Raw genomic sequence first — 13,588 nt, forward strand, 5'->3', positions numbered from 1 at the left:
GGTATTTATGTTGCTTGTCCCCTAGCCCTCATCCCTAGCCCAAGCCTCTTAGCTTTTTAACTCTTGCACGAAATTGGTGTAAACATTACCCTGTAAGAACTGTGGGGTTTCCATGATTTTTTGATGAAAGCCGATAGTGGTAGGCAATCCGGTGATGGCACACTCCCGTAAGGCGCGTTTCATGCGGTTAATGGCAGTAGGACGATCTGGGCCCCAAACAATTAACTTGCCAATCAGGGAATCGTAGTAGGGGGGGATTTGGTAATCAGTGTAAACATGGGAATCAATGCGCACACCAGGGCCACCAGGTGGAAGATAGCCGCTGATACGTCCGGGAGAAGGGCGAAAGTCATGGTCTGGATCTTCGGCGTTAATTCGGCATTCAATTGCATGACCCTTTAACACTACTTGGTCTTGAGTCAGCTTGAGTCTTTCCCCTTGGGCAATGCGGATTTGTTCGGCAACCAAGTCTACTCCTGTGATCATCTCTGTTACGGGATGCTCAACTTGAATCCGGGTATTCATTTCCATAAAGTAGAATTTACCGGATCTATCTAAAAGAAATTCGATAGTACCAGCCCCGGTGTAGTTAATAAACTGGGCAGCTTTTACCGCAGCTTGCCCCATTTTTTCCCGCAATTCTGGGTCAATAGCAGGGCTAGGAGCTTCTTCTAACAGCTTTTGATTGCGTCGCTGAATTGAGCAATCACGTTCGCCTAAATGGATGACGTTGCCGTAATTATCTGCCAAAATTTGAAATTCAATATGGCGTGGACGCTCAATAAATTTTTCTATATAAACGCCAGAGTTACCAAAAGCAGCACCAGCTTCTCCTTGTGCTGCTAGGAAGAGTTTGACGAAGTCGCTTTCACAAGTTACTAGGCGCATACCCCGGCCACCACCACCTGCTGTGGCTTTGATCATCACTGGATAGCCAATATCTTTGGCTAGTGCTAATCCTTCTTGCTCAGACTCAACTAAACCGTCACTACCCGGTACTGTAGGTACACCAGCTTTTTGCATGGTTTCTTTGGCTGTGGATTTATCGCCCATTAAGCGTATGGCTTCGGGGGTTGGGCCAATAAAAGCAATATGATGGTCAGCACAAATTTCGGCAAACCGGGCATTTTCAGCTAGGAAGCCATATCCAGGATGAATGGCGCTGGCATTCCGGGTTAAGGCGGCAGCAATAATATTGGGAATGTTCAAATAACTTTTACTGCTGGCAGGTTCGCCAATACAAACTGCTTCATCGGCAAGTTGTACGTGGAGAGCATTACGGTCAACAGTGGAGTGAACGGCAACTGTTGCGATTCCCATTTCGTCACAGGCTCGGAGAATACGAAGGGCGATTTCTCCCCGATTGGCAATTAATATTTTGTCAAACTTCATTTTTTAGCTTCGATATCTGTACCAGTAGATTGACATTCTCTCCCATTCAACTTGCAACAATGCTTTCCGCTTCATTTCAAATTATGACAGGAGATTCCCCAACCTCTTCCTAAGAAAGGTGTATAAACCCTCAGGGTAGTTTCCTAAGGGGTAGGATTTGGCTGAGAGCGCCTACGGGGTTTAACTAGATTAACAATATTGCTACTGTTAGTCTCTTACATTTACCTGAACTAGGTTTTTGCAAGCTTACCCTGCATCCCACGTTGGCTTATTCCTTTTAATATCTCTCGTGAAGTGACTATATTTCTGTCCATCTGATATCCACTAGCAGAAAATTTATGCTATATTCTAAATTCAGTGATAAAACCGTGCGGATGTGGCGGAATTGGTATACGCGCACGCTTGAGGTGCGTGTGGCTTTGCCTTGCGAGTTCGAGTCTCGCCATCCGCATTTTTCAGTGAATAGTTAAAATTTAAGGTCGATAGTTAAGGATTAAATGCCTGAAACTGTTGACCTTTTACCATATAAATTTGAGATTTTCGGCTTGACGATGATTTCGCCAAAATCGCCACATTAGCGTGGAATCAAGATTTTGTATTCAAAATTTAACATCCATGATTGATTTAGATATGGAATGCAGGGTTTAGTCATGCTAGTAAGCTAATGGGCGTCTAAATTGCATAACTCTAATAAGGAATGTTGAGTGTTGACTGTCAACAGCCCTCACGATGGATTGTGCAACCTAAAAGCAGAATAGCTTACTCTAGGAGTGATGTGGTGTCTCCTAATAATTGCGCAAATCCTGACTTTTTGAATTCGGTAAATTTTAAATTCCCCGCATCTGTACTAGTTTTTTATGCTTTTATAGAAATAGATGAACTTTTGTAAAGAACATTGACTGCAATCTTTAGACCGACAGACAACTTAACAATGCCAGCAGCATGGCATCGTCTGACTCCAATTTGGCAAGCTGGGGAAGATGTCATTAAGCAAAGTTTACCGCATTCAAAGCTGGCACCTACTTGGCAAATGCTACTTTTGGGCGATGGTTCACCAACACGCCACCTCGAATTACTCACAGGTGAACCAACAGAAGTAGATGTGATTGATATGTCATTGATTGGCATGGATGCTGATGCTGCTCCCGATTTGATTCAAGCTGTACCCGGCCCGAGGCTGCGGCGACAAGTTTGGCTGCGGACTGCTTCTGGTCAGCGATTGGCTTATGCTACTTCTTGGTGGGAAGCTAGCCATGTAGATGAGTATTTACAAAACCGTTCGTTACCGATTTGGGCAAGTTTAGCTCGTTTGCGTACTGAGTTGTATAGGGATGTACAGGGAATTTACTATGGCTGTTCGCCTGCTTTAGAGTCTGGTTTTGGGGTGAAGGGGCCTTTTTGGGGTCGCCATTATTTATTTTGGCATCATGGGCAGCCTTTGACTTTGATATATGAGGTTTTTTCGCCTTATTTAACTAAATATTTAGGCCCTATGCAGCTATCTTCTCAATAATTACTAGAAAGCTCAAAATATTTTTGTTTTTGAACTTTTAGCTACAGCCTTTATTCCTGCCGATCTCAAATTAGGGGCGTAATTGGGCTGTCTATAATTAACCACTAAATTACTGATAAATTACTGATTACTTGGGTAATAGAAATTAATAGTAACATTATATAGTTTAGTAAATCGAGTAATTTGATTTAAATATAAAATGGGCAAGCTAAAGATTACTCAAGTTTAGAAGCATTATCTTAAGTTAATTTAGATTATTTTGTTTTATAAAGGTAAAATTGGCTATTTTGGCAGCAAAATAAGGAATAATGTGTTTAATTTAGAGGGTTTAGTGTTGGTAAAAATGTGATTATTTTTACTCTAGGTTACGTTGGCGATCGCCTTTACATGAGAAACAACTAACAGCTTAGTAGCTGAATAATATAGCTGTACTGATGACTTGCAGCTTTGTCAAGTTAGTTATATCCTCAGATTGCTTGGGATAACGGACTGACTTTGGGAGAATTTTCACTTTGTCCAGCGAAATAAACTAAAGTGTGTTAGCAAAGGTGATTAACCACAAACACAAGGCTGGTGAAATAGTTGGTAAAGTAAATGCTCTCAGGAGCGTTACTATCCAGAGTGGATAAATTAATCTAGTTAGTTGCCCTAGAACATGGGAAACCTTTTGGTTTACTTGACCAATCAAGTAATGAGTTCGTAAGTGTGAGGTATAGGTTTTAATGGCACTGCCTATTGTGTCTGTTCCGATGAAGAAAACCAAGAAACCATCTTTGGTGCTGACACTCTCTGTTGCTGGGTTATTGATAGGTTTAGGAAGTGCAGCATACTGGCTATTAAGTCAGGGACAATTATTTTCTCGAGATTTGCCAGTAGGTGCCACAATTATTCCTCAAGATGCCTTATTTACAGTTTCTTTAACTACAGATCCGAAACAATGGCAGCAATTGCGACAGTATGGGACAAAAGAAACTCAAGCAGAACTGGATAAGAATTTAGTGAAGCTGCGCGATCGCTTTCTCACTAATAATGGTTATGATTTCCAAAAAGATATTCAACCTTGGGTAGGTAATGAAGTCACCTTAGCAATTCTTGCACCCCAAGCTAGTCAACCAGCTCCCAAACCAGTTTCGACTAACGCAGCAGCTGTTAGTAGCCAGCAGTCGATGGTGATGGTTCTGCCAATTAAAAACCCAGAAAAGGCGAAAAGCCTATTAGCGCAGCCGAAAACTTTAAAACAAAGTCAATGGATCGATCGCACATATCACGGTTTCACGATTAAACAAACCGACGCTCAAACTGGGGAAACCCTTTCAGCTACAGTATTAGATGGGCAATTCTTAATTATTACTGATAATCCTAAAGCTACAGAAAGAGCAATTGATGCTTATAAAAATAAAACTTCCTTAGCTAATACGGCAGGATTTACGGCAAATTTTCCGAAAATTGCTAATTATCAGCCTTTTGCTCAGTTTTATATCAATGTACCCACAGCTGCGAGGATAGCCGCAGCAGCACCTAACCGCCAATTACCTGCCCAAGTTTTGGCGCAATTGCAAAATAACCAAGGCTTGGCAGGGACAATTAATTTAGAACCAGAAGGTATACGTTTAAAAGGCGTTTCTTGGCTCAACCCGAATAGTCAGCGAGTGCTGGCAGTGGAAAATAAAGCAGGCAGAATGCAAAGCCGAGTGCCAGCAGAAACCTTAATGATGCTTTCTGGCGGAAATTTACAAAGACTTTGGGATGACTATGAGAGAACATCACGAGGAAATCCCCAGTCACCAATTATTCCCGAACAATTACGAGGTGGTGTGAAATCCTTAACAACGCTGGATTTGGATCGGGATTTGCTGCGATGGATGAAAGGCGAGTTTTCTTTATCGGTAATTCCCAACACCCCAAAAGATGTGGCAACAGCAGATTTTAGGGCTGGACTGCTGTTTATGGTACAGGCAAGCGATCGCAATTTAGCGGAAGCATCTATCAAACAGCTTGATGAAGTGATGAAAAATCAATACCAGTTCCAAATTAAACCAGCTACGGTTGCAGGTAAACCCGTTACTAACTGGGTTGCACCTTATGGTACCTTAACGGCTACTCACGGTTGGTTAGATGGAGACATTGCTTTTTTGATAGTAGGTGCGCCAATTGCCGATAAAATCGTTCCCAGACCTAGCATGACTTTAGCTAGTACCATACCTTTTAAACAAACAGTACCGACAGAACCCAATCCCACAAACGGTCAATTTTTCCTGGATGTGGAACAAACAGCGAAAAATTTCCCCTTACCGACTTTATTTCCTAATCAACAAACTTGGCTAGCCGCCACCCGTTCGATTGGTGTAACAACGGCTGTCAGTGATAATCGCAGCACCCGCTATGATATATTTTTCGCCCTGAAGAAAGCGGATCGTTCTTAGGAAGGGGATAAGGGAAGGGGGACAAACAATTCAAAATTCAAAATTAAGAATTCTATTTGACTTTTGCCCAATGCCCAATGCCCAATGCCCAATGCCCAATATAACCGCTAAACAGATAGGATCAGAACAGTCAGAATAAATATTTAAAGAATGACTGGGGAGAACACTTTATGAATCTGGTTGTACTCCAGAACTGGCTGGATAATGCTTCCTTTGCTGTCTTATTCCTCACCATGTTGGTGTATTGGGTAGGGGCGGCTTTTCCGAATCTGCCGGCCTTTGCTGCTATGGGGACAGCTGGAATGGCGATCGCAAATTTGTGTATAGCTACCTTATTAGGGGCACGATGGATAGAAGCTGGCTATTTTCCTCTCAGTAATTTGTATGAATCGCTGTTTTTCTTGACTTGGGGTATTACCGCAGTTCATCTGATTGCCGAAAATTCTAGTCGCAGTCGCTTAGTGGGAGTGGTAACAGCGCCTGTGGCGATGGGGATTACAGCTTTTGCGGCTTTAACATTACCATCGCAAATGCAAGTGGCAGAACCTTTAGTACCAGCACTCAAGTCTAATTGGCTGATGATGCACGTTAGTGTAATGATGTTAAGTTATGCGGCTTTGATGGTGGGTTCATTGCTAGCGATCGCTTTTCTCATTGTCACTCGCGGTCAAAATATCCAACTACAAGGCAGTTCTGTTGGTACTGGTGGCTATCGTAGCAATGGCTATAAGTTACGCAAAGCAGGTGAATTAGTGACTGAACCACAAGTAGCTGCGGCTGAAAATAATGGTTTTGTACGCTATGAAAGCAATAGCAATGGTAACGGTAAAACCGCAGTTTTAGATTTAGTAACTGCGCCGCAGTCGGAAACTGTCACAGATGCTGAATCCCTTTCACCCCAACGGCTGAGTTTAGCTGAAACTCTAGATAATATCAGCTATCGCATTATTGGTTTGGGATTTCCCTTACTGACAATTGGGATTATTGCCGGTGCTGTTTGGGCTAACGAAGCTTGGGGTTCTTATTGGAGTTGGGACCCTAAAGAAACTTGGGCATTAATCACTTGGTTAGTTTTCGCCGCCTACCTCCACGCCAGAATTACTCGCGGTTGGCAAGGTCGTCGTCCGGCAATTTTAGCTGCTAGTGGCTTGATTGTTGTTTGGGTTTGCTATTTGGGTGTAAATCTTTTAGGTAAAGGTTTGCATTCTTACGGTTGGTTTTTATAAGGAATTTATCCCTTTCTCTGTTAGTAGAGAGAGGGATAATTAAGTTTTAAACGCAGAGTCACGCGGAGTCAGCGCCAAGGTACGCAGAGTTTTGATGAGATTAAATTCTGTATTTAGTTGTTAATTAATATGGTTCAGATTCCAGTTCAGAAAATAACTTTTGCGGATTTTTTAGAACAGTACCCTGATGGTTCTGGCATTTATGAATTGGTAAATGGAGAGATTATCAAAGTGGAACCTACTAGGGCGCATAAGAATGTCGCAAGATTTCTGATGTTGGGTTTCAATGATGAAATTAGGCGCTTAGAACTTGATTATATTGCTGATAAGGATGTGGTAGTTAGGACATTTTCTAGCACGGGTGAAGAACAAGGTAGAAACCCCGATGTGGGTGTAGTTAAAGCATCACAGTGGAATATTAATGTGCTAGCTTATGGGGCGTTAATTGATCCGATTCAATTGGCTGTAGAAGTGACTTCAACTAATTGGGATGATGATTATATTGATAAATTAGATGAGTATCAACGCCTTGGTATTCTTGAATATTGGATTGTGGATTATTTAGCGATCGCGTCTCGTGCTTATCTGGGTAATCCTAAATTACCTACGGTGTTTGTTTATCAATTAATTGATGGACAATATCAAGTACAAAAATTTACAGGTAATGACCGAATAATCTCTGCCACTTTTCCAGAATTACAAATTACTGTTAAACAAATTATAGCTGCTAGTCAGATTCAAAAACTTTAATTTCAGTTGATTTATAAAGTACATATACAGCGTTTTTCAGGTAAATGAGGTATACGGGTAAGGGTACAAGAATGTTTTTATTTTTACTTAAGTTTGTAGGATAAAATCTTCTGGATCTATACCCCAATTTACCCAACTAATAGCCTCTCTTGCAGATGCTATATTTGGAGGTACGCGCAATATATGAATATTTCCTGTACTGGGACAAATCATTTTTAATAAACACATAGATTCTAGAGATGTAGAACCACGTCGATTTATTTCTTGGTAATTATCAATTCTTAATAAAGTGTATTTTTGCCAACTATCTAACTCAATTGCACCCAATTCTTCACAAATGCGTTTGTAGCCTATACCTTGAATCAAAACTCTTCTGAGTTCTGCGTTACGTTCTTCAAGTAACCATGCTGCTTCCCATTGATTTGCAAATACTTTACCGTATTTTTCAGGTAGTCTAACACCTTGATAAGCATAGACTTTAAAACCATCAGCATACTCTAATGCTGGTTCCCCTTCTGCGTGGAGACGGTTTTGATTGTTGAAAGATAGTTTAGTAGGGCGATCGCAAATTAAACAAGCTTCTTTATACGCATAAATTCGTCCGCAATTTTTCAGAATATTTTGGTAAATATCCCATGTAGAATGTTTATAAAATCCCAGTTCTGAAATACAAAAATCCGACCAGCCACATTCATAACAGATACTGTCTGTTTGCATGTGACCAGATTCAAATTCATAAGGTAGGTCATCTCCAATTTCTAGCTCTCGCATTTCTCGTTCAGAAATTTCCTCTATATTGCTTATTATTTCCCACAGTTGACGATCTGTATCAAAATCTGTTTTAAAATCCTCATTACCGATATCGTTAAACACGATACACATGAAAATTTCTCTGATTTGAGGTAAAAGATCACTATAATCTAATTCCGAATATGAGCCTTGAAAATAAAAGTGTTTAGCAGCAGTGTAAGGGCTATCAAAGAAAATAATCTCTGGCTCATCTTCACCAATTAAATCATAAGCAGCCTTCACTGCCTCAGATGCTTTTTCTCTATCAATTCTCTCAGTTGACAGCGCAATTCCTCTCCACTTCTGTTGATAAACAGGAATTAAAGCTTCTTGCTCTGGAGTTAGTGTTTTAATCTCTTGATTAGACATTCTCAGCTAGAAAATCATGACTGTTCAATTTTGGCAACAGGCACATCAATATTTAATATTATTTATATACGAGTGCAGAAATAACAATTTTAGTATGCGAAATGGCTCTAAAGCACAACTACAAGCGTTTTAGATTTTTTATCAATGCATTAAAACACAACTTTACCACTTCAAATAAGCAGCTTCAATTCCCTGTTCGCGCTTGATTTTACTATCTTTTTCAAACCAAGCAATTACCTGTGCTGTAGTTAAATCTTCTATAGTTACACCATACTCTTGGGCAATATGTGTTAAAAGTTTCAGAGATGAAATTGTCAATCTTGTTAAAAATTTTTCTGAAGAAGATAACAAAGCTGCGTCTACTTTTGCTGATTCTTCCAAATTTAAAAATTGTTCTGATGGCGAATTTGTCATTTGTCCTTGGTCATTTGTCATTTGTTAGTTGCTTTCTTGTCCCCCTTCTAGCCCCTAGCCTCTAGCCCCTAGTCCCGCGCTTGAACTAAATACCCACAACGATGCTCACCGTTGATAATCCAGTGGGTGCGCTCGACTGTACAATCGGGGAGGACGGCGGCGAACATTTCTAGTTCATGACCGCAAACGCTAGGAAAAGATTCGGCAACATTAGAAATAGCACATTTATGCTCGATGAAGAGAAAGCGATCGCTCTTTGTGGAATCATCAGGCTCTACAGCATGATACTCCGCCATGAAGCCTTCTGCTTTTCTAAATTCTACTAAATGGGCGACACGTTCTTTTAAGGAACCGTTACCGAGGCGATCGCGATATTCTTGGGCTTTGCGTTCCCATTGTTTTTGTAAAATGTTCTTAACTTGGTCTTTGCCTACCGTTTCTGCTAAAGTATCAAGCAGGGAAACAGCAAAATTTCCGTAACTATCACCCAAGCGATCGCTATCTTGACGATACAGGCGATCGCGTCCTCTAGAACTCAGTTGATATACATGCTGCGGTCTCCCCATCCCCGCTTGTACCATTGTTGAATATAAAATTAACTCTTCCGCCTCTAAATCCTTAAGATGGCGGCGAATCGCTTGGGGGCTAATATCCAACTCTTCGGCTAGCTCAAAAGCGGTGGCTTGTGAGTGTTTCAGGAGATACTCTAGAATATCTTGCTTCGTTGAGGACTGGTGGGTAGTCGTCATTTCTTTGCTAGACGCTGCGCGAACGTCCCAAAAAATTTATTTGAAAATTTGACTTTAACAACATTGTTGTTGTTAATCTAGCGTAAAATGAAGATAAGTTAAACAACAAGGATGTTGTTTTAGTCTTCATCCTTATTCTAACAGCCGTGTAACCACTCTGTAACCCCAGATGGGAATCGGCTACAAAACCAAGCCCGTCTCCCATCCTTAAAGAGATTTTCACGAACACGAGAGATTACTACCGATGAGCGCCACTGTCAAAACCTTAGTCAACCAACCTTACAAGTACGGCTTTGTCACTGATATTGAGGCCGACACTATTCCGCGTGGACTAAACGAGGACGTTATCCGCTTGATCTCCGCCAAGAAGAACGAGCCGGAATTCATGCTGGAGTTTCGCCTCAGAGCGTATCGCCAGTGGCTGAAAATGACAGAACCAACTTGGCCTAACGTCAAGTATCCCCCCATAAATTATCAGGATATCATCTACTATTCCGCGCCGAAACAGAAAAAACAAAAGCTGGAAAGTTTGGATGAGGTAGATCCCACTTTACTAGAAACCTTTGAAAAGCTAGGTATCCCCCTAACTGAACAAAAGCGTCTAGCAAATGTCGCCGTTGATGCAATTTTTGATAGCGTTTCCATCGCTACTACATTTAAGGAAAAGCTAGCTAAAGATGGCGTAATTTTCTGCTCCATTTCCGAAGCATTGCAGGAACACCCAGAACTGATCAAAAAATATCTGGGTAGTGTGGTTCCGGTAGCTGATAATTACTTTGCGGCTTTGAATGCTGCTGTATTTAGCGATGGTTCTTTTGTCTATATTCCTAAAGGCGTAAAATGCCCAATGGAACTGTCTACCTACTTCCGCATCAACTCTGGTGATACTGGACAATTTGAGCGCACGTTGATTGTGGCTGAAGAAGGTAGCTATGTTTCCTACTTAGAAGGTTGTACAGCACCAATGTATGACAGCAACCAACTTCATGCGGCTGTTGTGGAATTGGTAGCTTTAGATAACGCGGAAATTAAATATTCCACAGTGCAAAACTGGTACGCTGGTGATGCTAACGGCAAAGGTGGGATTTATAACTTTGTTACCAAGCGCGGTTTGTGTCAAGGTGTGAATTCTAAGATTTCCTGGACGCAAGTAGAAACAGGTTCAGCAATTACTTGGAAGTATCCTAGCTGCGTCTTGGTTGGTGATAACTCTGTGGGTGAATTTTACTCGGTGGCGCTGACAAATAATATGCAGCAAGCTGACACAGGTACCAAGATGATTCATATTGGTAAAAATACTCGCAGCACAATTATTTCTAAGGGTATCTCTGCTGGTAACTCTAATAACAGCTATCGCGGTTTGGTAAAAGTTAATCCGAAAGCTGAAGGCGCGAGAAACTATTCTCAGTGCGACTCGATGCTAATTGGCGATAATGCCCATGCCAATACTTTCCCTTATATTCAGGTACAAAATAATACTGCGAAAGTAGAGCATGAAGCTTCTACATCGAAGATTGGTGAAGATCAGCTATTCTACTTTGCGCAACGAGGTATTTCCCCAGAAGACGCTATTTCGATGATGATTAGCGGCTTCTGTAAGGATGTATTTAATCAGTTACCAATGGAATTTGCGGTGGAAGCTGATAAATTATTGAGCCTGAAGTTGGAAGGTTCAGTTGGATAATCTAGATAATTTACCTTCGTTTCTTCGTGTCTTTGTGGTTAAAAAATATTAACGAACCGCGAAGGCGCGTTCACGAAGTGTCTCGAAGAGAAGAGCGCAAAGAAAGAAAGAGAGAGAGAAGAGAGAGAAGTAGAGAGAACATGATTATTGAAAATAGTGAAGTTGTGCTGTCAGTTAAAGATCTGACAGCTACAGTTGATGAAACGCCGATTCTTAAAGGTGTAAATCTGGAAGTTCGTGCCGGCGAAATTCATGCGATTATGGGGCCGAATGGTTCTGGTAAAAGTACCTTTTCTAAGGTTTTAGCAGGACATCCAGCATATCAGGTGACTGGTGGCGAGGTAATTTTTCAAGGACAAAATCTGCTGGAATTGGAACCAGAAGAACGGGCGAGAACTGGTGTATTTTTAGCGTTTCAATATCCTTTAGAAATTCCTGGCGTCAGCAATTTAGATTTCTTGCGGGTGGCTTATAATTCTCGCCGCAAAGCACAGGGTTTAGAAGAATTGGATGCTTTTGATTTTGACGATTTGGTAGAGTCAAAGTTGGAAGTGGTGAAGATGAATCCATCTTTCCTCAACCGCAGTGTGAATGAAGGGTTTTCTGGTGGTGAGAAAAAGCGCAATGAAATTTTGCAAATGGCGCTGCTAGAACCGAAGTTAGCAATTTTGGATGAAACCGATTCTGGTTTGGATATTGATGCGCTGAGAATTGTGGCGAATGGGGTAAATCAATTAGCTAGTCCAGAAAATGCCACGATCATGATTACCCACTACCAGCGGTTACTCGACTATATTGTGCCCGACTTTGTCCATGTGATGGCGCATGGGCGGATTCTCACCAGCGGTGGTAAGGAATTGGCGCTAGAGTTGGAATCTCGCGGTTATGACTGGATTTTGGAAGAAGCTGCGGTTGAGGTGGGTGTGTAATGACTATTCAAGTTTCTCCCAGTTCGATTGCTAATTTGTTGGATAAGGATGAGGATTTAACTGGGTTATTAGCACAGGTAACTACCCAAAAAGCAGCAGGTTGGTTAGAAGATTTACGTCAAGGCGCTGCTGATGGGGTACGTCATGCGAATATCCCTACCACCCGCGAGGAAGAATGGCGCTTTACTGATTTGTCAGGGTTGCGCAAGGTGGAATTTCAGCTAGGGAAGCAAGTTTCGACTGATATTTCTGGGTTTGCTTTACCAGAAGCGGCGAATAGTCGCTTGGTGTTTGTTAATGGTGTGTATGCGCCAGAGTTGTCGGCTATTGATTTACCTCCGGGTGTGGTTGTCGGGAATTTGACAGCTTTGTCGGATGAGGTACAGGCAGGGATTAGCAAGTATTTGGCTAAAACTGAGGGTGCGCAAGAGGTTTTTACGGCGCTGAATACTGCTGGCTTGGCTGATGTAGCAGTGGTATTGGTGAGAAAGAATGTAGTATTTAAAACACCAATTCATTTGTTGTTTGTTGCTGTTGCTGGGGAAGAAGCGACGATTTCCCAACCACGTTGTTTGGTGGTGGCGGAAAGTGGTTCCCAGGTGACTTTGGTGGAAGAGTATACGAACCGCAAAGGCGCAAAGAACACGAAGGAAGAGGAGGAAGTTTATTTTACGAATGCGGTGACGGAGATTTGGGTGGCTGAAAATGCCGAAGTGACTCACACTAGGGTTGAGCGGGAAGGTGCAGAGGCTTTTCATGTTGGGAAGACTGCGATCGCTCAGGCGCGTGATAGTCGGTATACTTGTAACGCGATTAGTTTTGGTGGGAAGCTGTCACGCCATAATTTAGAGGTTTTGCAAACTGGCGAACAAACGGAAACCACTCTCAACGGGTTGACGATGATTTTTGGGAATCAGTTAGCTGATACTCATAGTGCGATCGCTCTGAATCATCCCTATGGTAAAAGTGAACAGTTGCATAAGTGTATTGTAGGCGATCGCGCTCATGCAGTATTTAACGGTAAGGTTTTTGTCCCCAAGCCAGCACAGCTAACAAACGCAGCCCAATTAAACCGGAATTTGCTACTATCATCGAAAGCGAGAGTTGATACCAAACCTCAACTGGAAATTACCGCAGATAATGTGAAGTGCGCTCACGGTGCTACTGTTAGCCAGTTAGAGGATGATGAAATATTCTATCTCCAAAGTCGGGGCATTGATGAAAATGCCGCCCGGAACTTATTAATTAACGCTTTTGCTGCGGAAATCATCAATAAAATACCCGTTGCTTCCCTGCGAGAAATTCTTTTAACCACAGTCAATAGTCTCAAGCCATCTAATGACTAATGAC

The 13,588-nt window shown here is 41.8% G+C and carries 11 protein-coding genes and 1 tRNA gene; 8 read left to right on the forward strand and 4 right to left on the reverse strand.

The window, feature by feature from the left end; genetic code table 11:
- Nucleotides 1-48: 48 nt before the first annotated feature.
- The gene (accC, locus tag H6G41_RS24655; RefSeq protein WP_190749551.1) at nt 49-1,392 is read right to left on the reverse strand and encodes an acetyl-CoA carboxylase biotin carboxylase subunit; all 1,344 of its coding nucleotides are present in this window, start codon (nt 1,390-1,392) and stop codon (nt 49-51) included.
- 370 nt (nt 1,393-1,762) lie between these two features.
- Here accC and H6G41_RS24660 point away from each other — a divergent pair.
- From H6G41_RS24660 to H6G41_RS24680, 5 genes are all read left to right on the forward strand, one after another.
- Nucleotides 1,763-1,843, forward strand: a tRNA-Leu gene (locus H6G41_RS24660).
- 444 nt (nt 1,844-2,287) lie between these two features.
- A complete protein-coding gene (locus H6G41_RS24665; RefSeq protein WP_190749553.1) occupies nt 2,288-2,905 on the forward strand; it encodes a chorismate lyase in 618 nt (205 codons plus the stop codon).
- A 722-nt stretch (nt 2,906-3,627) separates the two neighbouring features.
- Nucleotides 3,628-5,328 (forward strand): DUF3352 domain-containing protein, encoded by a 1,701-nt coding sequence (locus H6G41_RS24670; RefSeq protein WP_190749555.1) that lies wholly within the window; start codon nt 3,628-3,630, stop codon nt 5,326-5,328.
- Nucleotides 5,329-5,498: 170 nt separating this feature from the next.
- Entirely contained in the window at nt 5,499-6,554 is a 1,056-nt protein-coding gene (ccsB, locus tag H6G41_RS24675; RefSeq protein ID WP_190749557.1) for a c-type cytochrome biogenesis protein CcsB, read from the forward strand.
- Between the two features lie 129 nt (nt 6,555-6,683).
- On the forward strand, nt 6,684-7,304 hold the full coding sequence (locus H6G41_RS24680; RefSeq protein WP_190749559.1) for a Uma2 family endonuclease: 621 nt from the start codon (nt 6,684-6,686) through the stop codon (nt 7,302-7,304).
- 87 nt (nt 7,305-7,391) lie between these two features.
- Here the strand turns inward: H6G41_RS24680 and H6G41_RS35360 are convergent, their stop codons facing one another.
- The 3 genes from H6G41_RS35360 to sufR form a co-directional block, all read right to left on the reverse strand.
- A complete protein-coding gene (locus H6G41_RS35360) occupies nt 7,392-8,462 on the reverse strand; it encodes a DUF6745 domain-containing protein (protein WP_190749560.1) in 1,071 nt (356 codons plus the stop codon).
- Nucleotides 8,463-8,624: 162 nt separating this feature from the next.
- A complete protein-coding gene (locus H6G41_RS24690) occupies nt 8,625-8,897 on the reverse strand; it encodes a hypothetical protein (RefSeq protein WP_242038037.1) in 273 nt (90 codons plus the stop codon).
- A 47-nt stretch (nt 8,898-8,944) separates the two neighbouring features.
- Nucleotides 8,945-9,625, reverse strand: coding sequence for an iron-sulfur cluster biosynthesis transcriptional regulator SufR (sufR, locus tag H6G41_RS24695; protein WP_190749562.1), 681 nt, complete (start codon nt 9,623-9,625; stop codon nt 8,945-8,947).
- 244 nt (nt 9,626-9,869) lie between these two features.
- On the opposite strand from sufR, the gene sufB reads away from it, so the two are divergent.
- From sufB to sufD, 3 genes are all read left to right on the forward strand, one after another.
- Nucleotides 9,870-11,309: a Fe-S cluster assembly protein SufB gene (gene sufB / locus H6G41_RS24700; RefSeq protein ID WP_190749564.1), complete on the forward strand. Its 1,440-nt coding sequence runs from the start codon at nt 9,870-9,872 to the stop codon at nt 11,307-11,309.
- Between the two features lie 140 nt (nt 11,310-11,449).
- Entirely contained in the window at nt 11,450-12,238 is a 789-nt protein-coding gene (sufC, locus tag H6G41_RS24705; RefSeq protein WP_190749566.1) for a Fe-S cluster assembly ATPase SufC, read from the forward strand.
- A complete protein-coding gene (gene sufD, locus H6G41_RS24710; RefSeq protein WP_190749568.1) occupies nt 12,238-13,584 on the forward strand; it encodes a Fe-S cluster assembly protein SufD in 1,347 nt (448 codons plus the stop codon). Before sufC ends, sufD begins: the two co-directional genes overlap by 1 nt.
- Nucleotides 13,585-13,588 lie beyond the last annotated feature (4 nt).

The sequence above is a fragment of the Tolypothrix sp. FACHB-123 genome (genome assembly GCF_014697075.1).
GTDB lineage: Bacteria > Cyanobacteriota > Cyanobacteriia > Cyanobacteriales > Nostocaceae > Aulosira.